22 protein-coding genes are annotated in these 22,628 nt (G+C 62.2%); 14 read left to right on the top strand and 8 right to left on the bottom strand.

The window, feature by feature from the left end:
* Window positions 1-4,706 (top strand): Ig-like domain-containing protein (locus AC1DSJ_RS21080; protein ID WP_476760386.1); only part of this gene is annotated, 4,706 nt, incomplete at its 5' end.
* Window positions 4,707-4,771: 65 nt separating this feature from the next.
* Window positions 4,772-5,278 carry a hypothetical protein gene (locus tag AC1DSJ_RS21075; protein WP_054428056.1) on the top strand — a complete coding sequence of 169 codons (507 nt, stop codon included), beginning with the start codon at window positions 4,772-4,774 and terminating at the stop codon, window positions 5,276-5,278.
* A 29-nt stretch (window positions 5,279-5,307) separates the two neighbouring features.
* Here the strand turns inward: AC1DSJ_RS21075 and AC1DSJ_RS21070 are convergent, their stop codons facing one another.
* On the bottom strand, window positions 5,308-5,883 hold the full coding sequence (locus tag AC1DSJ_RS21070) for a hypothetical protein (protein WP_441372077.1): 576 nt from the start codon (window positions 5,881-5,883) through the stop codon (window positions 5,308-5,310).
* Between the two features lie 286 nt (window positions 5,884-6,169).
* Entirely contained in the window at window positions 6,170-7,018 is an 849-nt protein-coding gene (locus AC1DSJ_RS21065) for a class I SAM-dependent methyltransferase (protein WP_054428054.1), read from the bottom strand.
* 224 nt (window positions 7,019-7,242) lie between these two features.
* Between AC1DSJ_RS21065 and AC1DSJ_RS21060 the strand changes: the two genes are divergently transcribed.
* Together AC1DSJ_RS21060 and AC1DSJ_RS21055 are read left to right on the top strand one after the other, a co-directional pair.
* On the top strand, window positions 7,243-9,195 hold the full coding sequence (locus AC1DSJ_RS21060) for a tetratricopeptide repeat protein (RefSeq protein WP_441372076.1): 1,953 nt from the start codon (window positions 7,243-7,245) through the stop codon (window positions 9,193-9,195).
* Between the two features lie 73 nt (window positions 9,196-9,268).
* Window positions 9,269-11,053 (top strand): tetratricopeptide repeat protein, encoded by a 1,785-nt coding sequence (locus AC1DSJ_RS21055; RefSeq protein ID WP_441372075.1) that lies wholly within the window; start codon window positions 9,269-9,271, stop codon window positions 11,051-11,053.
* 90 nt (window positions 11,054-11,143) lie between these two features.
* Here the strand turns inward: AC1DSJ_RS21055 and AC1DSJ_RS21050 are convergent, their stop codons facing one another.
* Window positions 11,144-12,070: a LysR family transcriptional regulator gene (locus AC1DSJ_RS21050; RefSeq protein ID WP_441372074.1), complete on the bottom strand. Its 927-nt coding sequence runs from the start codon at window positions 12,068-12,070 to the stop codon at window positions 11,144-11,146.
* Window positions 12,071-12,211: 141 nt separating this feature from the next.
* Here AC1DSJ_RS21050 and AC1DSJ_RS21045 point away from each other — a divergent pair, with 141 nt between their 5' ends.
* From AC1DSJ_RS21045 to AC1DSJ_RS21030, 4 genes are all read left to right on the top strand, one after another.
* A complete protein-coding gene (locus AC1DSJ_RS21045) occupies window positions 12,212-13,411 on the top strand; it encodes a pyridoxal phosphate-dependent aminotransferase (protein ID WP_441372073.1) in 1,200 nt (399 codons plus the stop codon).
* A gap of 35 nt (window positions 13,412-13,446) precedes the next feature.
* Window positions 13,447-14,433, top strand: coding sequence for a Bug family tripartite tricarboxylate transporter substrate binding protein (locus AC1DSJ_RS21040; protein ID WP_054428050.1), 987 nt, complete (start codon window positions 13,447-13,449; stop codon window positions 14,431-14,433).
* Between the two features lie 68 nt (window positions 14,434-14,501).
* A complete protein-coding gene (locus AC1DSJ_RS21035) occupies window positions 14,502-15,203 on the top strand; it encodes an RraA family protein (RefSeq protein ID WP_441372072.1) in 702 nt (233 codons plus the stop codon).
* A 108-nt stretch (window positions 15,204-15,311) separates the two neighbouring features.
* Window positions 15,312-15,692, top strand: a complete 381-nt coding sequence (locus AC1DSJ_RS21030) for a GFA family protein (RefSeq protein ID WP_441372071.1) — start codon at window positions 15,312-15,314, stop codon at window positions 15,690-15,692.
* Window positions 15,693-15,713: 21 nt separating this feature from the next.
* Here the strand turns inward: AC1DSJ_RS21030 and AC1DSJ_RS21025 are convergent, their stop codons facing one another.
* The 5 genes from AC1DSJ_RS21025 to AC1DSJ_RS21005 form a co-directional block, all read right to left on the bottom strand.
* The gene (locus AC1DSJ_RS21025; RefSeq protein ID WP_054428047.1) at window positions 15,714-16,196 is read right to left on the bottom strand and encodes a cupin domain-containing protein; all 483 of its coding nucleotides are present in this window, start codon (window positions 16,194-16,196) and stop codon (window positions 15,714-15,716) included.
* 19 nt (window positions 16,197-16,215) lie between these two features.
* Window positions 16,216-16,545 (bottom strand): YciI family protein, encoded by a 330-nt coding sequence (locus AC1DSJ_RS21020; RefSeq protein WP_476760385.1) that lies wholly within the window; start codon window positions 16,543-16,545, stop codon window positions 16,216-16,218.
* Between the two features lie 73 nt (window positions 16,546-16,618).
* Window positions 16,619-17,062 carry a DUF695 domain-containing protein gene (locus AC1DSJ_RS21015; RefSeq protein ID WP_054428045.1) on the bottom strand — a complete coding sequence of 148 codons (444 nt, stop codon included), beginning with the start codon at window positions 17,060-17,062 and terminating at the stop codon, window positions 16,619-16,621.
* A gap of 64 nt (window positions 17,063-17,126) precedes the next feature.
* Window positions 17,127-17,510, bottom strand: coding sequence for a c-type cytochrome (locus AC1DSJ_RS21010; protein ID WP_476760384.1), 384 nt, complete (start codon window positions 17,508-17,510; stop codon window positions 17,127-17,129).
* A gap of 342 nt (window positions 17,511-17,852) precedes the next feature.
* Window positions 17,853-18,353, bottom strand: coding sequence for a hypothetical protein (locus tag AC1DSJ_RS21005; RefSeq protein WP_441372070.1), 501 nt, complete (start codon window positions 18,351-18,353; stop codon window positions 17,853-17,855).
* 227 nt (window positions 18,354-18,580) lie between these two features.
* Here AC1DSJ_RS21005 and AC1DSJ_RS21000 point away from each other — a divergent pair, with 227 nt between their 5' ends.
* The 6 genes from AC1DSJ_RS21000 to AC1DSJ_RS20975 all read left to right on the top strand — a co-directional run bounded on the left by AC1DSJ_RS21000 (window position 18,581) and on the right by AC1DSJ_RS20975 (window position 22,530).
* Window positions 18,581-19,183 carry a hypothetical protein gene (locus tag AC1DSJ_RS21000; RefSeq protein ID WP_441372069.1) on the top strand — a complete coding sequence of 201 codons (603 nt, stop codon included), beginning with the start codon at window positions 18,581-18,583 and terminating at the stop codon, window positions 19,181-19,183.
* Window positions 19,184-19,360: 177 nt separating this feature from the next.
* The gene (locus AC1DSJ_RS20995) at window positions 19,361-19,612 is read left to right on the top strand and encodes a hypothetical protein (protein ID WP_254600391.1); all 252 of its coding nucleotides are present in this window, start codon (window positions 19,361-19,363) and stop codon (window positions 19,610-19,612) included.
* Between the two features lie 127 nt (window positions 19,613-19,739).
* Window positions 19,740-20,150 (top strand): VOC family protein, encoded by a 411-nt coding sequence (locus tag AC1DSJ_RS20990; RefSeq protein ID WP_441372068.1) that lies wholly within the window; start codon window positions 19,740-19,742, stop codon window positions 20,148-20,150.
* Between the two features lie 45 nt (window positions 20,151-20,195).
* Window positions 20,196-20,819, top strand: a complete 624-nt coding sequence (locus AC1DSJ_RS20985; protein WP_441372067.1) for a hypothetical protein — start codon at window positions 20,196-20,198, stop codon at window positions 20,817-20,819.
* A gap of 139 nt (window positions 20,820-20,958) precedes the next feature.
* Entirely contained in the window at window positions 20,959-21,396 is a 438-nt protein-coding gene (locus tag AC1DSJ_RS20980; RefSeq protein ID WP_441372066.1) for a GNAT family N-acetyltransferase, read from the top strand.
* A 360-nt stretch (window positions 21,397-21,756) separates the two neighbouring features.
* Window positions 21,757-22,530 carry an acid phosphatase gene (locus AC1DSJ_RS20975; RefSeq protein ID WP_346551985.1) on the top strand — a complete coding sequence of 258 codons (774 nt, stop codon included), beginning with the start codon at window positions 21,757-21,759 and terminating at the stop codon, window positions 22,528-22,530.
* The last annotated feature ends 98 nt before the right edge of the window (window positions 22,531-22,628 follow it).

Genomic DNA, 22,628 nt, shown 5'->3' with positions numbered 1-22,628 from the left:
CTACTGGCCTGCCGCCCGGCCTGACGATTGATCCGGCTACCGGCATCATCACCGGCACGCTGGACCGTTCGGCCTCGCAAGGTGGTACGGACGGTGTCTACTCCGTCACGATTACGGCTACCGACAAGAGCGGTGCTTCGGTTACGCAAGACTTCTCGTGGGACGTCAAAAACCCGGCTCCGACCGCGGTCAACGACGAAGGCGATACCGATCAAGGTGCATCGCTGAACGTCGACGCCGCCAATGGCGTGCTGGTCAACGACACCGACCCGGATGGCGATACCCTGACGGTCTCGCAAGTGAACGGCAACGCCGCCAACGTCGGCACCGCCATCACCGGTTCCAACGGCGGCACGTTCACGCTTAACGCCGACGGCTCCTACACGTTCACCCCGGGTTCTGCGTTCAACTCGCTGGGCGTTGATCAAACTGCAACGTCTTCGATCACCTACACCGTTTCCGACGGTGAAGGCGGCACGTCGACCGCGACCCTGACGGTCACGATCACCGGCACCAACGACACCCCGACGCTGACCCCGGGCGTGACGCTGGACGATCAAAACAGCAACGAYGGCCAAGCGATTACGCCGGTCGATATCTCCGGCCAGTTCACCGACGTGGACTCGGGCGACGTACTGACCTACTCGGCAACGGGCCTGCCGCCGGGCCTGACGATTGATCCTGCCACCGGCATCATCACCGGTACGCTTGACCGTTCGGCCTCGCAAGGCGGTACCGACGGCGTGTACACCGTCACCATCACCGCSACCGACAAGGCTGGCGCTTCGGTTACGCAAGACTTCTCGTGGGACGTCAAGAACCCGGCTCCGACCGCGGTCAACGACGAAGGCGATACCGATCAAGGTGCATCGCTGAACGTCGACGCCGCCAACGGCGTACTGACCAACGACACCGATCCGGACGGCGACACGCTGACCGTCTCGCAAGTCAACGGCAACGCCGCCAACGTCGGCACCGCCATCACGGGTTCCAACGGCGGCACGTTCACGTTGAACGCCGACGGCTCCTACACGTTCAACCCGGGTTCCGCGTTCAACTCGCTGGGCGTTGATCAAACCGCGACGTCTTCGATCACCTACACCGTCTCCGACGGCGAAGGCGGCACGTCGACCGCGACCCTGACGGTCACGATCACCGGCACGAACGACACCCCGACGCTGACCCCGGGCGTGACGCTCGACGACCAGAACAGCAACGACGGCCAGGCCATCACCCCGGTCGATATCTCTGGTCAATTCACGGATGTCGACACCGGCGACGTGCTGACCTACTCGGCAACCGGCCTGCCTCCCGGCCTGACGATCGATCCTGCCACCGGCATCATTACCGGCACGCTGGACCGCTCGGCCTCGCAAGGCGGTACTGACGGCGTGTACACCGTCACCATCACCGCGACCGACAAGGCTGGCGCCTCGGTTACGCAAGACTTCTCGTGGGACGTCAAGAACCCGGCGCCGACCGCCGTCAACGACGAAGGCAACACCAAGCAAAGCGCCACGCTGTCGGTTGACGCCGACCATGGCGTGCTGGTCAACGACACCGACCCGGACGGCGACACGCTGATCGTCTCGCAAGTGAACGGCAACGCCGCTAACGTGGGCGCCGCAATCGCCGGTTCCCATGGCGGCACGTTCACGCTGAACGCTGACGGCTCCTACTCGTTCAACCCCGGCAGCGCCTTCCAGAATCTGGCGAACGGCGCGACGGCGACGACGTCGATTACCTACACCGTGTCGGACGGTGAGGGCGGCACGTCGTCAGCCACGTTGACGGTGACGGTCACGGGCACCAACACGGGTCCCACGTCCACCGCAATCGCCAACCAGAATGGCGAAGATTCGCAAACGGTCGTCAGCGTGGATGTGTCGAGCCACTTCAACGACGCCGACCTGGCAACCGGCGACAAGCTGACGTTCACCGCCACCGGCCTGCCGGCGGGGCTGAGCATCGATCCGGAAACCGGCGTCATCAGCGGCAAGATCGACCATTCGGCGTCCCAGTATGGCGGCACCGGCGTGCATACGATCACTGTGACGGCGACGGACTCGGCGGGCGCATCGACCGAGCAAACGTTCAAGTGGAACATCACCAACCCGGCGCCTGAAGCCGTGAATGATCAGGCCAATACGGACGAAGACACGTCCATCCAGGTCACCGATGTGACCAAGGGCGTGCTGGCCAACGACGTGGACCCGGACGGCGACGCGCTGCACGTGTCGGCGGTAGGCGGCGATGGGAACAAGGTGGGCCAGGCGGTTGCCGGCCTGCAAGGCGGCACGTTCATCATCTACGCCGATGGCACGTATTCCTTCGACCCGGGCGCTGACTTCCAATCCCTGCCGGAAGGCCAGTCTGGCCAGACCTCGGTCTGGTACACCGTGTCCGATGGCGAGGGCGGCACCAGCCAGGCCTTGCTGACGGTCACCGTCATGGGCAAGAACGACGCGGCGACGATCACTGGATCGGGCGCCGACACCGTGTACGAAGACTCAGCCGTCTTCGCCAGCGGCAAGCTGACCGTGTCTGATCCTGACGCCAACCAGAGCTTCATGCAGGCGCAGTCCGGCGTGCCGGGTCTGTATGGCACGTTCACGGTGGACGCGAACGGCAACTGGACGTACCAGCTGAACAACGCGCTGGCCGCCGTGCAAAACCTGAAGGCCGGCGAAACGCTGTCGGAAAGCTTCAGCGTGGCGTCGCAAGACGGCACCGCGTCCAGCCCGGTCACGGTCACCATCGTTGGCACGAACGACGCCCCGGTCTCGGGCGATGCATCGGCGCACGTCAACATCAGCAGCAGCTACGTGTTGAAGGTTGGCGACTTCCCGTTCAACGACGGCGTCGAGAACGACAGCTTCCAAAGCGTCGTCATCACCCGCACGCCGGGCGCAGGCGAGGGCACGCTGACGTTCAACGGCCAGCCGGTTACCGCCGGCCAGGTCATCACCGTGGCGGATATCCAGTCGGGCAAGCTTGTCTTCACGGCGGGCAGCAATGGCGGCGATTCGTCGTTTGGCTTCTCGGTGCGTGATGCGGGCGGCACGGAACACGGCGGCAAGGACACCTCGGCCGAGCACACGTTCACGTTGTCAACCGACAAGCTGGTCTTGGGCAACAACAACGGCAATACGGACCTGAACGGCGGTGGTGGCAACGACATCATCGTTGGCGACCGCGGCGGTTCCGTGACGGCGGTGGAGCCCGGCAAGAACTACAACATCTCGTTGATTGTCGACGTGTCCGGCAGCATGAAGGACAAGATCGGCAACACCAACATGACGCGTATCGACTTGCTGAAGGCGTCGTTGACGTCGCTGGCCAACCAGTTGGCCCAGCACGACGGCATCGTCAACGTGCGCCTGATTCCGTTCGCGGACACGGCCAAGACGGGTGTCACGATCAACAACCTGAGCGCATCCAACGTCAAGCAACTGCTTGACGCCATCGACGCCCTGAGCGCCAGCGGGAACACGAACTACGAAGACGCCTTCAACAAGGCGGTCAGCTGGTTCAACTCGCAGGTGAACGGCGGCAAGGACGCAGCGCACAACTATCAGAACCTGACCTTCTTCCTGACGGATGGCGATCCCACCCGCTATGGCAGCAATGGCCAGTCGGGCAACATGAAGGAAGTGCTGCAGAGCTCCATCGACGCGGCCAAGCCGCTGGTGGACGGCTCTGGCGTGCTGGTGGGCGGCAACAAGGTGGTCATGTACGGTATTGGCATGGGTGCGGGCGTCAATAGCGACTACCTGCGCTTCTTTGACAACACCAATGCCACCGGCAGCGGTTCGCAAGGGGTCGAGGTGAGCAGCGGTTGCAGCACCTCAACGCAGTACGTGACCGGCACAGTGGGCCAGCCGCAGATCGTCAACAACGCCAACGAACTGAATGCGGCGCTGCAAGGCGGCCATTCGTCGACGGAGCTGGCCGCGGTGGGCAGCGACACGATTCACGGTGGCGACGGCAACGACATCATGTTCGGTGACACCATCAACACGGATCACCTGTCATGGGCCGGCCACGCTCAAGGCACGCACGACGGCCAGGGCTGGCAGGGGCTGGTGGATTACCTGACGGCGCAGAAGGGCGGCGTGGCGCCGACCACGGCGGATCTGTTCTCGTACTTGCAGCAGAACCATGCAGAATTCGACAAAGCCAACGACACGCGCGGCGGCGACGACTTCCTGTATGGCGGCAAGGGTGACGACATCCTCTACGGCCAGGGTGGCAATGACTACCTGAACGGCGGCGAGGGCAACGACATTCTTTACGGCGGCACGGGCAACGACGTCCTGGTCGGCGGCAAGGGTAACGACATCCTGGTGGGCGGTTCCGGTAGCGATACCTTCAAGTGGGAACTCAACGACCAGGGAACGTCGGCAGCGCCTGCCGTTGACCGCATCAAGGACTTCTCCAACGCCACCATCGCCAATCAGGGCGACGTGCTGGACTTGCGTGACCTCTTGCAAGGCGAGCACACGGGCACCTTGTCGCAGTTCCTGGAGTTCAAGAAGCAGGGCAACGATACGGTGATCAACGTCAGCACCAACGGCGACTTGCAGCACAACGTGAACCAGAAGATCGTGCTGGAGAACGTGGACTTGACCAACAACGGGGCGCTGTCCAGCGCGCAGGTCATCAACGACTTGCTGACCAAGGGTAAACTGATCGTCGATCAATAAGCCTGCCCTTTCCCCCCACGCGATCCGGCCCAGCGGGCCGGATCGCTGCTATTTGAATTCATCCCATGCCCAAGCATTTTTTCGAGCGTGAACAGCTGCTGACCTGGTTCAAGGGGAACGCGGCTGCGGCGGACTACGTCGATATGGTGTGCCGCATCGCGCACTTGTGGGACGACCTGATCGACCGCGACAAGGACGTTCCTGATGACGACATCAACCACGGTTTCTTTGAAGCGCTGATACGGCTGCCGCGCAATACCTTCTACCGTGCGCACTTCGACCACCTGAACGCGGTGCTGATCAATGCCGTGTCGAATTGGCAGATCGCCACCAAGCTTGAACGCGAGGGGGGCAATTACGAGAAGAGCATCGCCTTTGTGTTGCGGTCGTCGTATGCCGACCTGATCACGCAATCGGCGCTGATCATCGGCGGCGAGAAGTGGGCGTGCCAGGTCGGTGAAGAAGTGCGCAAGGCGACGCACGGTGAAACCTACGAGGGCTATATCAAGAACCTGGCCCAGGAAGCCGCAGACCGCAGCAAGCAAAAGCTGGCGCGGCAAGCCAAGAGCTGATTGCCGCGGCCAGCCGGGTCAGGTTGCCGTCATTCACGTGGCGGCGCGTCGTTGCGCAGCGGGTGGATGGCCAGCGGATCAAAGCGCCAGTAATGGTCATACTGATTCGCGCAGCGCACGACGGTGTGGACGGGGTTGTCGGTGTAATGCCGGGGTCCGCCGCGCACCGTGCGCAAGCCTAATTCCCCGCCGCAAATCGGGCAATCGCCGCCAAGCTGCGTGATGAACACGTCGCCCGACTCGTTGGCTTCCAGGCAGGTGCTGCGCCACACACGGCCAAAGCGCACGCGGCGCAGGTCGTTGGCCGGTTTGAAGACCAGGCCAAAGACAAACAGCAGCGCAAACCAGAAATACCCCGAGCCTTGCCCCCACGCGTTGATGAAACCCAGCACCGCCAGCAAGCAGGCGGCAAGGCTGGGCCAATAAAGCCAGTCGACCTTGACCTGGCGCCCTCGGAGGACAAAGGGCTTGATGTCCACCCGGGTGAGATAAGGCGTGGACTGCGCCTTGTCGGTTTCTTCGCTGCGGCCAAACTGGCGTGCAAGCGAGGCGCCGCACTGGCCGCAATAACGATCTTCGCGCTCGCAGCCCGATCCGCACTTCATGCAAAGCATTCCATCGACTCCAGAAATTGCAGTCTGACAGCATAAACGAAGGGCAAAACTCCCCCTGGCCGCTTCCCGCAGCCCAGGCGTATGATTTCAGGCTGAGGATCAGTCCCGGCCTGGCGCTGGGTGCTTAGCCCGCGCGCCAGTTTTGCATGTCACTGCTTCGCATTGCTCGCTCTGCTTGCCGCGCGGAGGGGCGTGGAGGCGTCGCGCCATGGACCATCTACCGCTTGCTGCCTACCCGGATTTCGCTGGCAGTGACGGCGCCGGGATTGCATCCCGGTCACCGGCGGGTGATCACGATTTCCAGGTATTCACTGGGCACCACCATACCGGCGTCGCCAGAGCGATTGAACCGGTCTATCTGCGCTATGAGATCGCTCTCCAGAGCCGCTTGCCCGGCAGGGTCCAGCGCGGAAAACGCCTTGAGAAGCGGCCCGTAATAGGTCTTGAACACTTGCAGCCAATGCGCTGGCGAGCGGTAACGGAAAACGAAATGGCGCGGTTCCGCCTGGATTGCCGAAGCGTGCGCGCCGAACATCTCGTCGATGCGCGCCCGGGTACCCCACAGCGCGGGCGATTTTGCCCCGGCCGGCGGGGGCAAATATTTTCCAATGGTCTTGAAGATCTGGCCGATGAAGCCTTCCGGTGTCCAATTGGCCATGCCGATCTTGCCGCCTGCGCGGCACACGCGGATGAGTTCGGCGGCTGCCTTGTCCTGGTCGGCCGTGAACATCACGCCGAAGGTGGACATGACGGCGTCAAAGCTGGCGGGCGCAAAGGGCAGGGCTTCGGCATCGGCCTCCTGGAATTCGATCTTCAGCCGTTCGGCGGCGGCGCGCTCGCGGGCGCGGCTGAGCAATGCGGGGACATAGTCGGTGGCGACGACCTCGCACCACCGGCGTGCGGCGGCCAGCGAGGCGTTGCCGTTACCCGCTGCGACATCAAGGACTTTTTGCCCGGCGCGGACATCAAGCGATTCGCAGAGTTGTTCGCCGACGATCTGAAGCGTGGTGCCGACAACGGCGTAGTCGCCGGACGACCAGGTGGCTTGCTGGCGGGCCTTCAGGGCGGCAAGATCGGGCGGCGCGGGAGTCTGCGCTTGAGGGGCTGCGGTGGCGGAAATGGACATGGTCTGTCTCCATTAAGACGGGGGAAATGCGCTGGCGGGCATTGCCGGCGCGGCGTGGATGCACAGGCAGGGACGGAAGGGTTTCCGCACGTTCTGCGACCCGACCTCAACCGTAAGCCGGGCGCGTGGAGGCGAGCGTGGTAGCGGGCGTGGAATCTGCCGCAGCCGGGAATTCGGGTTTGCCCGAAGAGGCTGGCGCCATTCGTATTCGAATGCTTGGGGCCATGACGATCAGCCGGGCGGGCGCCACCGTGGCATTGCCGCCGTCACGCAAGTTACGTGCGCTGATCGCGTATCTTGCGCTTGCCCCGCACGCGGTCTCGCGCGCGCATCTGTGCGAGTTGCTTTGGGACATTCCGAATGACCCGCGCGGTGAACTTCGCTGGTGTCTCAGCAAGGCGCGAGCGTTGCTCGACGGGCCGGGCCTGCGCCGTGTCCAAGCCTTCCAAGAGACGCTAAGCCTCGACCTGCACGATTGCCAGGTCGATGCTGTCGAGGTTGAACAGGCAATGCAGCAGGGCATCAGCAGCGTGGGCGGCGAGCGGTTGCAAGTGCTCGCCGCGTTGTTCGCAGGCGATTTCCTGGATGGGCTGCAACTCAAATCCTGTCCCATGTTTGACAGTTGGCTGGTGGCGCAACGGCGCCGGTTCAGAGCCTGCCAGACGGCGGTTATGGAACACCTGGCCGCGACGTTGCCGGCCGGTTCCGAAGCACGCTATGGCTGCCTGGACCAGTGGTTGCGGCTGGCGCCCTTCGACCGGCGTGCGCACGCATTGATGCTGCAATCACTGAACGACCGGGGGCAATTTCGCGAAGGCGATGAGCACCTGACCGCTGCGATTCGCGCGTTTGAAGACGAGGGGCTGGATTGGCATCCCTTGCGGGATGCGTGGTGGCAACTGCGGCAGGCGCCGGCCGATCCGCCTGAAGCGGGGGCAAGGACCGGAGAGGCAGCGCTTGGCGCGCCATCGGAAGGGGGCAGGGAGCGGACCGGGCGTGCGTCGATTGCGGTCATGCCATTCACGGACGCGTCGGCGCGCAGCGGGGTGCGGGGCGGGCTGGGGGACGGCTTGGCTTACGACATCATCACCCGGCTGGCGAAGCTGCGCAGCCTGTTCATCATTGCGCAGGGAACCGTCTTCGCGCTGGACCAGCGCAGTGTGGGCCCAGAGGAGGCCGGCCGCACGCTGAATGTGGACTTCGTGGTCAGTGGTTCGTTGCGCCGGCACGCCAAGCGGATCATCGTGGACGTGGCCCTGGTTGAGTCGCGCACCGCGCGCATCGTGTGGGCGGAAACGTTCGACCACGCGATCGATGACGCCTTCGTGGCGCTGGATGAAATCGGCAACCGGATTGTCGCGTCGATCGACATCGAGATTGAATCTACCGAACGCAACCGGGCCATTCTCACGCCACCGAATTCGTTGGACGCGTGGTCGGCCCATCATCGCGGCCTGTGGCACATGTATCGCTTTAACCAAGCGGACAATTTGCAGGCACGGCACTTCTTCGAGATGGCGGTGCGGTTGGACCCCACCTATTCGCGGGCGTACGCGGGTCTGTCGTTCACGCATTGGCAGGACGCGTTCCAGCGGTGGGGCGAACAGAAACCGTCGATGGACCTGGCGCAGCAAGCCGCGAGCCAGAGCCTGGCGGCCGACGACCGGGACCCCGCGGCGCATTGGGCGATGGGGCGGGCCCTGTGGCTACGCGGCAACCAGGAATCGTCGCTGGCGGAATTGCAGCGCGCCGTGGATCTCAGCCCGAATTTTGCGCTGGGCCACTACACGTTGGGGTTCGTCCATTGCCAGTCAGGCGATGCGCAGGCCGCGATCGGGTCAGCCGACCATTCACGCCATCTGAGCCCCTTCGACCCCTTGATGTTCGGCATGCTGGCCGTGCGCGCATTGGCGCTGGTCCGGTTGGGGCGGATCGAGGAAGCCGCCGACTGGGCGGTCAAGGCGGCGATGCGTCCTAACGCCCATGTCCACATCCTGGCGATTGCCGCCTATTGCCTGGCCATTGCGGACCGAGTGGACGAGGCGCGCGGCTTTCTGGCGTTGATCCGCAAGTCGCATCCCGCCTACCGCGTCGGCGATTTCCTGGCGGCATTTCACCTGACCGACGACGCGCAAGCCTTGTTCAGGAAAGGGGCGCGGCGAATCGGGGTGGAGTGATGTCCGCCACAGGCCAGCTGCGAGGATAATGTCTGCTTTCTGACGTTTTCATACCCTTCGTGGAACGGATCGCTTGGGCAACAACCATTCTCCCGCCTCTCCTGCGCTGACCGTCTCAACCGCGTTGACCCAGGCCTACGCGCATTGGCACGCCGGCCAGGCCGCGCATGCCGAACAGCTTTGCCTGCGGGTGCTGGAGACCGTGCCGGATCAACCCGGCGCGCGTCATCTGCTGGGCCTGATAGCGCATGCCTACGGACACCAAGACATGGCGATCGAGCACCTTCGCGCCGCGTGCCGGTCGCCGCTTGCGCCCGCCATGTACCACAGCAATCTGGCGGAAATGTGCCGCCAGAGGGGCTGGCTGGGCGACGCGGAAAGCGCGGCCCGGCGTGCGGTGGCATTGGAACCCCAACTGGCCGAAGGCTGGAACAACCTGGGCATCATCCTGCAAGAGGCGGGGCAACTGGCCGCCAGCCTGGAATGCTTGCAGCGCGTGGCGGTGTTGTTGCCCGACAGCCCGGAAACGCATAACAACCTGGGCAACACCTGCCTGCTGCTGGGCGATACCGCACAGGCGCTTTTGCACTATGGGCGCGCGCTGGCGTTGAACCCCGATCACGCGCAAACGCTGTGTAATCAATCACTTGCCTTGAGCAACCAAGGCCGTCATGACGAGGCCCTGTCCGCAATCCGCCGCGCCATCGACATCGACCCTTTGACCCCGCTTGCTCACCAGAACCTGGCACGCATTGAACAAGCACGCGCCGCCAAGGGTGCGGCTGGGGCGGGAGAAGTGAGCGCCACGGCGGCCAACGCCCACGCGGCAAGTGTGCAGGCGCATGCGCTTCGTACACAGGGCCACGTGGACGAGGCGCGCAAGCTCCTGGAACGCGCGGTGCGCGATACGCCCAGTGATACGAGCCTGCGCTTCGACCTGGCCGAGCTGTTGCTGCTGCAAGGCGACTTCGATGCGGGGTGGCGGGAATACCGTTTCCGTTACCGGATGGCGCACACCGCGATGCAGGCGCGCCATGTGCAGAAACCGCGTTGGGAAGGGCAGCCCATCGCGGGCCAGACCTTGCTGATCCATGACGAGCAAGGGTTCGGCGACACCTTTCAGTTCTTGCGGCTGGTAGCGTGGGCGCGCGAGCGTAGCGGGGCGCGCATCATTCTCGACGTCAATGCCGACTGCCACGCCTTGGCCGAACGCAGCGGCGGTTTTGACCAGATCATTCGTGCCGGCACGATACCGCCGCCGTTCGACGTCCATTGCGAACTGATGAGCCTGCCGATGGCGCTGGGGTTGCGACTGGGCGACTTGCCGGTTCGCACGTCGTACCTGCACGCCGATCCGCAGCGCGTCGAGCAATGGCGCAAACGTCTGGCGCACCTGCCGCGGCCGTGGGTCGGGCTGGTGTGGGCGGGGCGGCCCAGCCATCCGAACGACGCGCAGCGGTCGTTGGCGCTGGCCGATCTGGCGCCCCTCGCGCAAGCGGGCGTGAGCTTCATCGGGCTGCAAAAGGGCGCCGCCGCCGACTCAGCCGCCACGCCGCCGGCGGGCATGACGATGCTGTCGCTGGGCCATGACCTCGGCAGCTTCGACGACACCGCCGCGCTCATCACGCAGCTTGATGTGCTGGTATCGGTGGACTCATCGCCCGCGCATCTGGCCGGCGCGCTGGGCTGCCCGGTCTGGGTCCTGCTGCCGTTTGCGCCTGACTGGCGCTGGCTGCTGGGCCGCAACGACTCGCCGTGGTATCCGTCGATGCGGCTATTTCGCCAACCCGCCCCGGGGCAGTGGGGGCCGGTGCTTACGGATGTGGCTGCGGCGTTGTCAGCGCTGGCGCCGCGATAAGCGCCAGTCCCGCGCAGAAAGCCACGTGGGCAGGCGTGTATCAGCCGGATCGGACGGTCGGGGTAGGCGGACTGAGCATGGGCTGCGCTGCTAAGTAACGGCAACGCCACTGGCCGGCACGTTGCGGCGGCGGGAAAAGTCGCAGACTTCGGCGGCGCGCCGGGCGATGTATTCGTTGCGGCCGTCCAGCGTGCCTTGGTGGAAAACGGCGTTGTAGACCATCGGCGGGGGCATGGGAACGCTGTGCACAATTCTCAGCAGGCCCGCATCCAGCTCCGGCCGGAAATACGCCGGGCATAGCTGGCTGATCCCGAAGCCGTCGATGGTCAATTCCCCCAGCACTGCCAGGCTGTTGCTAGCGAAGACGCGGTTGAACCGAAAGCCGTGTTCTTCCAGCCAGGGCCGGTAAAACAGGCTCTTGCTGGAATCGTGGGACTGTTCCAGAAAGGGGTAAAGCGCGAAATCCGCCGGCTTCAAGGCGCCTTGCGGCACGCCCAGCGCAGGGCTGGCCATCCAGACGTTTTCAACGACGCCTACCGGCACCAGTTGAAACTCTTCGCCCCAGTACGTGCCTGGCACAATCGCCAGGTCCAGCTCATGTTGACGCAGTTGGTCGATCAGTTGCAGGCCGGGCGCCACGCTGGGCTCCAAGGTCAAGCCGGGGCTTTCCTTGACCACGGTGCTGATCAACAGCCCCAGCCAGCTGAGCGCCGTCAGTTCGGTCACGCCAATACGGACCCTGCCTTCCAGCGGCGCCGCGCTGCCTGCGGCTTCCGCCATGCGCAAGCGCAGGCGCAGCGCCTCTTCGGCCATGGGGAAAATGCGTTCGCCATCGGGGGTCAGCACAATGCCCGTTACGCCGCGGTGGAGCAGGCGCTTGCCCAATTCGGCTTCAAGGTCGCTTACGCGCTTGGAGATGGCGGATTGCGTCGCGTGCAACGTCGTTGCGGCGGCGCTCAGGCTGCCCAGCTTGGCGCTGTGATAGAACGCCTCGAGTTGTTTGAAAGTTGGATTCATTGCGACGGATGGCCTGGGTTCCGTGATGACCTGGAAGCCCATGCCAATCTGGAATGACGGGGTATGCCGATTACTCGCTACCCCTTGGAAACCGATCGTATCCATAATCGATCCACTGTTCAATAGACTCCTGGATCACCCATGCAGACCGCCGCAAGACTTCAGCGTATCAAGCCTTCTCCCAGTTCAATGGCGGGCCAGCATGCCCGCATGCTGCGCGCGCAGGGCAGGGACATCGTGAGCCTGACGTCGGGTGAACCGGATTTTGATACGCCCGCACACATCCGCGATGCGGCTTATCGCGCCATGAACGACGGTCAAACGCGCTACACCGATGTGGGCGGCACCGCTGCGTTACGCGAAGCCATCCGCGCCAAGTTCGCCCGCGACAACGGGTTGGAGTATGGCCTGGACGAAATCATCGTCAGCACCGGCGCCAAGCAGATCATTTTCAACGCCATCATGGCTACCGTCGATACCGGCGACGAAGTGATCGTGCCTGCGCCGTACTGGGTGTCTTATCCCGACATCACCTTGCTGGCCAACGGCACGCCCGTGATCGTCAACACGCGCTCGGAAAACGGATTCCGCTTGCAGGCGGAAGAGCTCGAACGTGCCATCACGCCTCGTACGCGGTGGCTGATTCTGAATGGCCCGAACAATCCCAGCGGCGCCAATTTCACCCAGGCCGACCTGCAAGCGCTGGCGGATGTTTTGCGCAAGCACCCGCACGTCTGGATCTTGACGGACGACATCTACGAACACCTGCTGTATGACGGCCGCGCGTTTTATACGCTGGCGCAAGTGGCGCCCGACCTGAAGGACCGCACGCTGACGCTCAATGGCGTGTCGAAGGCCTACGCCATGACCGGATGGCGTATCGGTTATGCCGGCGCGCCGGTGGCGTTGATCAAGGCGATGACGAAGCTGCAATCGCAAAGCACGTCCAACCCTAGTTCGGTGAGCCAGGCGGCCGCGTTGGCGGCCTTGACCGGTCCGCAAGACTTCGTGGCGCAGAGCCGCGAACGCTTTCAGGCGCGGCGCGATCAGATCGTGCAGGCCTTGAACGCCATTGACGGCATCCAGTGCGCCAGCCCGGAAGGCGCGTTCTACGTCTTCCCGCAGTGTTCGGACCTGTTCGGCGCGACCTTGCCCGATGGCAGCAAATTGCAAAACAGCGAGCAATGGGTGCTGCATCTGCTGAACGCGCAAAACCTGGCGGTGCTGCAAGGCTCAGCCTATGGCGTGGATACCCATTTCCGAATTTCATTTGCCGCCAGCGACGCCGTGCTGGAGGAAGGTTGCCGTCGTATCGTGCAGGCACGGGCGCAGTTGGCCTGACCTGCCGCACTTTAGAAAATCACAAGGGGAAAATCATGATTAAAAAACACGTTCTGAAGCGGGGCATCACCCAAACCGTTGCCGTTGCCGTTGCGTTGATTGCGTGCGCGCCGCTGGCGCACGCCGCGGATTACCCGAACAAGCCCGTGCGCTTGATCGTCGGCTTTGCGCCGGGCGGCTCCAACGACATCATCGCGCGCTTGCTGGCGCCCAAGCTGGAAGCGGTGTTGAAGCAGTCGGTCGTGGTCGAGAACCGCCCCGGCGCAGCGGGCAACATCGCGGCGGACGCGGCCATCAAGGCGGCCGCCGACGGCCACACGGTGTTCATGTGTACGACGGGCACGTTGTCCATCCAACCGTTCCTGCCGCAACGCATGCCGTTTGACGTCGATACCATCACCCCCGTCACGCAGATTGGCAACACGCCTTATCTGATGCTGGTCAGCAAGGATCTGCCGGTGTCGACGGTCAGTGAATTCTTGAAGTATGCGCGCGAGAACCCCGGCAAGGTCAACTACGCGTCGTCCGGCAACGGCACCACCGCGCACCTGGCGGGCGAAATGCTGCGCGCCAACGCCAAGATCGACATCGTGCACGTGCCGTACAAAGGCGCGGGCCAGGCCATGGTCGACTTGAACAGCGGGCGCGTGTCGCTGATGTTCGACCAGGCGGTCAGCTCGCTGTCGTACATCCAATCGGGTTCGTTGAAAGCGCTGGCGGTCGCGAATAGCCATCGCCTGCCGGGCTTGCCGAATCTGCCGACCACCGACGAAGCCGGCTTGAAGGACTTCAATCCGACGCCGTGGACCGGACTGTGCGCGGGCCCGGGCATTCCGCCAGAAGCCGTGAAAGTGCTGCAACAGGCCACCGCACAAGCGCTGGCCGACCCCGAGATACGCGATCGCTTTCAGCGTGACGGCATTGAACCGGTGGGCAGCACACCCGAGGAATTCGCCGCATTCCTGAAGGCCGACCGCGCCAAGTGGGGCGGCCTGGTCAAAAACGCGGATGTGCAGCTCTGATCATCAGGTCTGCATTTGCCCTGCATTTGCTCCGCATTGACCTTATTGCCACCAGGAATGTTTCGACCATGAGTTCTCCGTCTTCAGCCATTCAATGGCCGGCGGGTTACAGCATCAACCCGCGCCAGCAGGGCGCGGATGCTGACACCATCGCCGCCTTTTCTTCGCTGCCCGTCGCCGCCATCGGCGACGCCATGAGCCGGCACATCGGTGCGATCGGACTACGCCAATACCACGCGGATCTAACCACCGTGCTCTGCGGCAACGCCTTCACCGTGCGCGTGCGGCCGGGCGACAACCTGATGATTCACAAAGCGCTCACCATGGTGCAGCCCGGCGACGTGCTGGTTATCGACGGCGGCGGCGACCTGACCCAGGCGCTGGTCGGCGGGCTGATGCGCACTACCTGCATCGCGCAAGGCTTGGCCGGCCTGGTGATCGACGGCGCCGTCCGCGACGTGGTGGAGTGGGCCGAGGGCGGCATGCCGCTCTTCGCCAAGGGCCACACGCATCGCGGTCCCACTAAAGACGGCCCGGGTGACATCAACGTGCCCATCGCGTGCGCGGGGCTGCATGTGGCGCCGGGCGACGTGATTGTTGGCGATGCGGATGGCGTCATCGCCATTCCCGCCGCACAAGCCCGCAACATCTTGCAGCGCACGCATCGCCATCTTGAAAAAGAGGCAAGGATTCGTGAAGAAAACCGTTCGGGCACGTCCGACCCGGAACGCTTTGATTCGATTCTGCGGGCGAAGGGATTGCCGGTTTGAGGAATTAGGTGTCAGACTGCAATTCTCGAACGATATTGCAGTCTGACACCTAATTTAAGGGCTGGCGCCCAGCGCATCCCCGGCGTTTTGAACAGGAGATCATCGCTTATGCAGACCTATCAAGGATCATGTCATTGCGGCGCGTGCCGCTTTGAAGTCGACATGGATCTGGACCACGTCCGAAGCTGTAACTGTTCGATCTGTAAGCGGCGCGGTGCGCTGATTCACCGCGTTCCGAAATCTGCATTGCGCCTGTTCACGCCGCTGGAGGCGTTGAGCGTTTACGCGTGGCACTCGAAGACGGCGAAGGATTATTTTTGCCCGCACTGCGGCATCTTGCCGTTCCGGATACCCAGCGATCCCACGCCCGAAGAGCGGGCCGAAGGCAAACTGCCATTCGTGGGATGGGCGGTGAATGTCCGTTGCCTGGAAGGCGTGCAGCTGGAAAATATTCCTGTCGTCACCATCAACGGCGCGGCGCTGAGCTAGGCGTTGGGCGGGTTCGCGCCCTTAGTCCGGCTTGCCGTCATGGTCGCCCAGCGGTCTGGCAGGCCAGTCCACCCAGCGGTTCTTGCGAGTCCGTTCGTAGCCTTCGTTCAGCGGAAAACGAACCCGATTGTCAGCGCGCGTTGGTTCACCCACCACCATTAAGCGCACGTCGTCCTGCGTATTGTTGATGAAGGTGTGGCAGATGCCGGTGCCTGCGGGAAACGCTACCGAATCGCCTTCGGCCAGGGGATGCAGCACGCCGTCAATCCAGACATCGGGCGTGCCGTCCAGCACGTAAACATATTCCTGCTCGGTGCTTTCAGCGTGCGGATACGACGTGCGTCTGCCAGGCAGCAGCCTGACGTGATGGATGCCGATACGTGTAATGCCCAGGGCGGCTGAAAGCGGTGCGTCCAGCGCCATGGGCTCGGTATCGCCCTGATAGGTCTGCGCATCCGTGGCTTCGAGTTCAGTCCAATGCTTGATGAAATGCGGCCGGCTCATCGGCTGTTCTCCTTTATCGCTATGGCTGTTCCAGCGGCCACACCTCAACAACGCCGTGTGCGACCGCGCATGGGGTGCGCGACACCATGTCAATTGTCTCGTCCAGATTGGCGGCCTCGATGATGGCAAAGCCTGCCACGGGCAAGGGCGATGTCATATACGGGCCGTTCGTCGTTTCGACCTGAGCGGTCTCAGGGTTACGGACCTGCACAGGCGCGCCCGCAATGCCCATCAAGACGCCGCGCCGTTGCAGCGCGGCGTCGTGCGCGTGGGCGGCATCGCGCAGCGTTGCCGGCGTGCGGTCGTAACCGGCTTGATCTCCGTATCCTATCGTCACGAATTTGGGCATTGGGGGGCTCCTGACATCAGGCGTCTTCGTCCGCGCCTGGGTGTGGGGCGCGGGAAGGCCGCGCCAACCGTCTTCAATGAACCTGGTCTGAACCTTCAGGCTGCAACTGAGCCAAGCCATTCCACTCGGGGTCCTTGAACACGCGCAGTTGTAGCGGGTAGACGGGATGCCCCGCCAGACACGCATTGAACGCGTCCATGAAAGCGTCGACGTCATGGGTGTAGAAGCGCCACTCCTTCAGATGGTTGCCCGTCAGGCAAACCACCTGTACGCCAACATCGGAGTTCTCGAAGGCTTGCTCGATGGCCTCTTCAACGCGATTGGTGCTCGCCTTGTCTTCGTCATTGGGCATGCCGGACTCGATGCCCGTATACGGCCAGGAGATAATGATCAGGTTCTCGTTTGCCTGACGAACCGTCACCGGCGGAAGCCCGGTACGAAAACGAACAATGACCGACAGACCGTTGATGCGGGTTTCTCCCACCGCCCACAGATCCCCTGGAAAAATGCTGCTCATTAAATCAATTCCTCTGTAAAAGCCGAACCCACGGGTTCGGCGGCCGTCAAGTCTATCTTCAAAGTCACCGGCTTTTGGCAATCACACTGCTCATGTACTGGTTCAAATCCCGAAAATCCTGGACCGTCCAGGTGTGCGGCGGGATCTTGACACCATTCTCTCGCAACGTTCTCGGGATCAGGTCTCCGTTGGGACGCAGAATCACCRACGACACAATCACGCCCGGATAATCATTGAGCCTTTTCTTAAAGGCCGCGGTCGTCAGGTCGGGGGTGGGAGGATTGCTTTTCTTGGCCAATGGCCCCGTACCTTTGATGTCCGCACCGTGGCACATGGCGCAGCGCTGCGTGAAGAGATTTTTTCCATTGATATTCTGAGCGACGGACAGGGGTGCTTGAGTCAGCAGCACAGCGCCCAACGAAGCCACGCACAAGGCTCTTACTTTCATTTTGTGTTGTTGTAGGAATTAAATAACGTGTTGGAGAGAAACCCGGGGAGCACACCCGGGAGAAAACTCGGAAGCACACCTGGAAGCGCACCTGGAAGAACATCTGGAAGCAAACGCGGGACAACTCCCGGAAGCAAACGCGGGAAGCGGCCGGCGCGCCGGGGGCGGTCAAGGCAGGGCAGAGCCACGCTATCACCGGCAACCTCCACAGCGAAAAATGGGAGCCGCTGGCTCCCACTGACCGCGCGCGGGGGCGTGCGTGGTGTCATGGCATGTGCGCTTCTGCCCAGACAACTTGCGACAGGCGGAGCGTCGACAAGTCGCTTGCGCCGCGCCTAAGGGTCAGCCGTGCTTGCCGAAACCGCCGCTGGCCCACTCGGATGCGCGCTGCACGGTCAGCTTGTACGTGGGCGCAACATGGGTTTGGGCCAGCTGTTCGCCAAATTCATCGTAGGCGCTAAGCACGGCATAGGGCTCGTCTTCGTCGGGAACGATATCCAGCTTGATGGTCAGGCGGCCCGCGGCAGCGTCGATCTTCACGCTCTTGTGCAACGTCGCGTGCAATTGCTGTTCGTGGCGGCGCAGCACTTCGTTGGCGGTTTTGACCAGGGTCGAAAAGGCGGAAGAATCGAGCGGCTTGGGGTTCTTYTTGTCRCGCCCCATGGTCCAMGGCCCSACCAGCGCCGGTTCGGCTTGCCCGTCCAGCGTCATTTCCACGGCCCAGCCGTCGTCGTCTTCGTTCTTGATAACGCGAGCGGTCCAGCCGTCATCGCGCCACAGCCTGGGCTCTTGTTCCTTTCTGTCTTCGGCGATGTCGGTGTCCGGGGTGTGGGTGTCATTCACTGCTGTACTACTCCTGAATTCATTTGCTCGCAGCCTTGCCGCTGCGGCGCCAACAGCACTGTAGCCGAATGGTCGCGAGTCGCGCTTGCTGGCGGCAATGGGCGGCCATGGGTGGCGGGCTTATCGAAGGATGAATGGTTAAATCGATAAATATTGTTGCATTTTATTGGGGACGGTATAAAGCGGCCTGCGGATAATCCCGGCACCATTTGCTAAGGATGTTTATTTTGAAGTTGAAAGCCGCTCTCCTGATTTCCGCACTCAATGCCTTGGCGCTTGCCCCCGCGCACGCAGCAGCCCCACGGTCTGTCGATGCCCGTACCTTCGATATCGCCGGGGTCAAGACGGGCATGGACTATGACGAGGCGGTTGCCGCCGCCGCCAAGAATTTCAATGTCAGCAAGAGCGAAATCAAAGCGGGATACGCAACGGTAGACCCCGTCACGAACACGAAGACGCCGAAAGATTTCAGCTATAGGAAGGACGGCGTCGAGCTGGTCGTTCACTTCGAACCGCGTGTGCCCGTCGATAAGCAACGGCCGCTGGTGGTGTCGCAGATCAACTACGAAATGCCGTGGACCCCGGCCAACAAAGACGCCATGGCGCAGGCCGTGGTGCAGAAGTACGGAAGGCAGTCGAACTACCCGAACAACCTGAGTTTGGAATGGTGCACCAAGCCGAGCTCGAATCCGGGAATGGGCTGCTCGACCGATATGACCCAAGCCGTTTTGAAGTATTCCGGCGTGACCGTCCATCTCTATGATCCGGCGTGGACCAACGCGCGGATGGAATTCATGAATCAATCGAACGCCAGGAAGCCCAGCTTTTGATTCGGCAGCAGCGCAAACTGCGAATGCCCGAAGCGCAGTGGGCGGCAGTTGCCGGGCAACGGTCACATTGATGGGCGCAAACCGCTGACGCCGGCCCCCTACAGCGAGTAAGGTACGCGGTATAGGCCTTGATTGCCCGGCACTTCGGCCTGTGCCGCCAGCGGGAAGCAGAACATCATGAGAATTTTTCTTTTAGCACTGCGGTCAGTCCTGGCCGCAGTGGCGTGCGCGTCAATTGCCGCCTGCGCGAATAATCCGCCCCAGCAAACCGATATGGAATATCGGACCCGGTCATCTGAAAAGGCAAAGCCTGCGACCAGCGCCCCGGGTTCCTCGGGCCAACGCTTGACCATACAGTCCGGCGAGGGGGAAAAGTTGAATCTTCCGTGGTTCATCCAGGACACTCAGAACTGGATCAACAGCAACTGACCGCGAACCGCTACGCAAAGCACTAGCCATGCGCGCGCAGCGTTGTGCCCTTGCGCGCATCTGAAAAAATGTCAGCGATCCATTTTTGTTTACGGGATGGCTGTCTGACTCACCTCAGGGAACCATCATGTCGGTATTTCAGATCAAGCATTTGGATCATGTCGTCCTCAGGGTTCGAGACATGGAGCGTAGCGTGGACTTTTATACGAACGTCCTGGGTTGCTCGATCAGAAAGAAGAACGAAAAGTTAGCGATGATCCACTTGGGCGCGGGCGGGTCCATGATTGATCTGGTGGATGTGCAAGGCCCCTTGGGCGCCGCGGGCGGGCTAGCCCCTGGCAAAGAGGGGCACAATGTCGACCACTTCTGTCTGCGCGTCGATCCGTTCGATGAAACGGCCATTCTCAAGCATCTGCAGGCGTTCGGCGTTGCGGCGGACAAGGCCGTGATGCGATACGGGGCAGAAGGCGAAGGGCTGTCGATCTATTGCCTGGACCCAGACGGAAACCAAATCGAACTGAAAGGGCCGGCGATCTAGCGCGCATCCCTTTTTCAACAGAACCTGTTTTTGCCCAGCCAGATCATGACGCTTCTGAACGAATTGCCCCCGCCCGATGCGCTGCTCATCAAGTCCAAGGCGCTTGCCATTCTGGACGCCATCTATTGCCAAGATTGGACCATGCGTTATTTCAGTCATAACGCCAGATGGGCCGATGATCAGCAGATGAGCTCGATGCGCAACGGTGAGGGCGATGATTACTTCGTCATTCACGCGCCCTATGGTTGCGCCGTCAAAGGCTGTTTTTCGGATAGCAGGGCGGAGGCAGGCGGCGCGTTTCTTGACAGCGTGGCGCAGAAAATTCCCTCGCGCTTTGCTGAATTCATGGCCGAACCCGCGTTCTCGATGGAGCAAGCGACCTTCGTGCTGTGGTTCGAGGATGACGCGGCGGGTTGGCGTGCCGTGTCGTCACGCGATGCCGACGAAGGCGGCCAAGCGGCGCTGCTCAAGTGGCTTTGCAATGGGCCGGAGTTTTACCGGTCTTGGGCGCAGGAGTACTACGAGGTGGACGTAGACCCGACATTGGTGAGTCATGCGTTCAACCACCAAGTGCTATCAATCGGCGCCATCGAATCGCTAGGCATCCCGATTGACCGCGACGCCCTTATCGCTGACTTCGAAGAGATCGGCTATCCCTGGGTTGCCTAGTGCGAGGAGGGATCGGGGCCGTTTGGGAAGTCGGGCAATCAGACTGCATTTTCTAAGAAGTAGGGCAGTCAGGGAGATATTGCAGTCTGGCTGCTTATTTCTGCACAATCACCATCTTTCATTCAATGCTCTGGAAACCATGAACGTACAACGTCCCGGCAAGCTGGAAGTCAGACGCTTAGCGCCGCTTGAATGGCGCGATGCCTATCCGGTTATTGCGCAGCTTCGAACGCTTGATGAGGCCGAATTTCTGGCCCGCGTTCGCCGGCAATCGCATTCAGGTTACGAGCTGGCCGCCGCCTTTCTGGATGGAAAGATGATCGGTGTGCTGGGCATGAGACCCGTCCACACCTTGGCGCGCGGCGCGCACCTGCATGTGGACGACCTTGTTGTGGACGCGGCGGTGCGAGGCAGTGGGGCGGGCCGATCGTTGATGGAATTTGCGGAAAGCGATGCGCGTGCGCGGGGCATGACGGCCGTGTTCCTGGATGCACGACCGGATGCGGTGCCGTTCTATGAACGAGCGGATTACCGGCTGCATCCCGCCCCATCAATGAAGAAGGTGCTGGAGGCCTGACGGGGCATACGGTGTGCTTGCTTTCTGGAAGTGCAGTCTGAATGCAATTTGGTCAGAGAAGTGCAGTCTGACTGCAATTTATCCTCCGTATCGCCTAGTCGCGCAGGCGATGAAACTCTGCATCTGACGCACTTCGCCACGCCGCGTCTCATTATTCCTATCGATCTGTCTCATCTGTCCGGCGATTACCGCTTGTCCTAAAGGCACCGGTGTAAATTCGCCAACGGTTTCACATCGAAGACGGCTTGCAACGTTCAAGCGTCCGCACGTGAAGCGTTCGGAAATCAGATGGACAGTGAAGATCGTATGCTTTTAAAGACTCGCGGTAAGGCAGCCAGCGTTTTCCTTGTTGTGCTTGGCATGACCCATGCGATGTCGTACGCGGCGGGCAATGCCGATGGCCCTGCGGTCACCGATCCGCACTTTGAACTGGCGCCTGGCTATATCCCTAAAGATCGCTTGCCCAATAGCCTTGAGCTGCTCGGGCCGCCGCCTGCTGCCGCCAGCGCCGCATACGCGCGCGATGAAGAGGCAAGGGCTGCAACGGTGCCATTGCGGGGTTCCGCGCGCGCCACGCAGGCGCGTCTGGATGCTGATTTGCAGTTTCCGCAACCTGCCAAGAATTTTTCGTGCGCGATGGGTGTCGATATCACCGAGGCGCAAACCCCGCACCTGTATCGCTTGATGCAGAAGGTGCTGACCGATGCCGGGCTGTCTACTTACGGCGTCAAGAACACCTATAACCGCGTGCGCCCGTTCGTGGTCCACAACGAAGGGACGTGTTTCCCCGAGCAAGAGTCTTTGCTGCGCACGGATGGTTCCTACCCGTCGGGCCATACGGCGGCAGGGTGGGCATGGGCGCTGATCCTGGCTGAAATCAATCCTGATCGCGCCAACGCGCTCTTGCGGCGCGGCCTGGAGTTTGGACAAAGCCGAGTCGTCTGCAACGCGCATTGGCAAAGTGATGTGGATGCCGGCCGCACGATGGGTGCGGCAACCGTGGCCCTATTGCAAAACTACGCCGAGTTTCGTGCGGATGTGGACGCGGCGCGTCAGGAAGTGCAGGCAGCCAAGGCAAAGCCGCAGGCAGTGGGGCTGGACTGCGGGGCAGAGGCACTGGCGCTTAAGCCATAGTGATTGCGCCGCCCGTTCTCTTGCCTAGTTCTACGACGCCGCATCTTCGAGTATTCATGAAACGCTTTTCTGCTTCGCTGTTTTTTTCTTGCCTGCTG

This window comes from Achromobacter sp. 01N37 (genome assembly GCF_056399725.1).
The sequence above is the reverse complement of the archived record's forward strand: the minus strand, read 5'-3'. Positions and strand labels throughout refer to the sequence as shown.

Bases quoted from the DNA above. Each gene is read 5' to 3' on its own strand.
- AC1DSJ_RS21075 (WP_054428056.1), top strand. From the start codon at position 4,772: ATGCCCAAGCATTTTTTCGAGCGTGAACAGCTGCTGACCTGGTTCAAG.
- AC1DSJ_RS21070 (WP_441372077.1), bottom strand. From the start codon at position 5,883: ATGAAGTGCGGATCGGGCTGCGAGCGCGAAGATCGTTATTGCGGCCAG.
- AC1DSJ_RS21065 (WP_054428054.1), bottom strand. From the start codon at position 7,018: ATGTCCATTTCCGCCACCGCAGCCCCTCAAGCGCAGACTCCCGCGCCG.
- AC1DSJ_RS21060 (WP_441372076.1), top strand. From the start codon at position 7,243: ATGACGATCAGCCGGGCGGGCGCCACCGTGGCATTGCCGCCGTCACGC.
- AC1DSJ_RS21050 (WP_441372074.1), bottom strand. From the start codon at position 12,070: ATGAATCCAACTTTCAAACAACTCGAGGCGTTCTATCACAGCGCCAAG.
- AC1DSJ_RS21045 (WP_441372073.1), top strand. From the start codon at position 12,212: ATGCAGACCGCCGCAAGACTTCAGCGTATCAAGCCTTCTCCCAGTTCA.
- AC1DSJ_RS21040 (WP_054428050.1), top strand. From the start codon at position 13,447: ATGATTAAAAAACACGTTCTGAAGCGGGGCATCACCCAAACCGTTGCC.
- AC1DSJ_RS21035 (WP_441372072.1), top strand. From the start codon at position 14,502: ATGAGTTCTCCGTCTTCAGCCATTCAATGGCCGGCGGGTTACAGCATC.
- AC1DSJ_RS21030 (WP_441372071.1), top strand. From the start codon at position 15,312: ATGCAGACCTATCAAGGATCATGTCATTGCGGCGCGTGCCGCTTTGAA.
- AC1DSJ_RS21025 (WP_054428047.1), bottom strand. From the start codon at position 16,196: ATGAGCCGGCCGCATTTCATCAAGCATTGGACTGAACTCGAAGCCACG.
- AC1DSJ_RS21020 (WP_476760385.1), bottom strand. From the start codon at position 16,545: ATGCCCAAATTCGTGACGATAGGATACGGAGATCAAGCCGGTTACGAC.
- AC1DSJ_RS21015 (WP_054428045.1), bottom strand. From the start codon at position 17,062: ATGAGCAGCATTTTTCCAGGGGATCTGTGGGCGGTGGGAGAAACCCGC.
- AC1DSJ_RS20995 (WP_254600391.1), top strand. From the start codon at position 19,361: ATGAGAATTTTTCTTTTAGCACTGCGGTCAGTCCTGGCCGCAGTGGCG.
- AC1DSJ_RS20990 (WP_441372068.1), top strand. From the start codon at position 19,740: ATGTCGGTATTTCAGATCAAGCATTTGGATCATGTCGTCCTCAGGGTT.
- AC1DSJ_RS20985 (WP_441372067.1), top strand. From the start codon at position 20,196: ATGACGCTTCTGAACGAATTGCCCCCGCCCGATGCGCTGCTCATCAAG.
- AC1DSJ_RS20980 (WP_441372066.1), top strand. From the start codon at position 20,959: ATGAACGTACAACGTCCCGGCAAGCTGGAAGTCAGACGCTTAGCGCCG.
- AC1DSJ_RS20975 (WP_346551985.1), top strand. From the start codon at position 21,757: ATGACCCATGCGATGTCGTACGCGGCGGGCAATGCCGATGGCCCTGCG.